We start from the raw sequence: 255 nt of genomic DNA on the forward strand, positions 1-255 counted from the left end.
ACCAGGTTAAGTGAATAAGGGCGCACGGTGGATGCCTTGGCACTAGGAGCCGATGAAGGACGGGACGAACACCGATATGCTCTGGGGAGCTGTAAGTAAGCATTGATCCAGAGATTTCCGAATGGGGAAACCCATCACTTTTCATCAAGTGATATGTTTATAGTGAATACATAGCTATAGACAAGGTAGACGTGGGGAACTGAAACATCTAAGTACCTGCAGGAAGAGAAAGCAAACGCGATTCCCCGAGTAGCG

At 47.8% G+C, this 255-nt stretch carries 1 rRNA gene; it reads left to right on the forward strand.

What is annotated here, in order from left to right:
- Positions 1–4: 4 nt before the first annotated feature.
- A 23S ribosomal RNA gene (locus tag ACYQ2O_RS13490) occupies positions 5–255 on the forward strand; the annotation flags it as partial.

This window comes from Alkalibacterium sp. m-11, assembly GCF_054658155.1.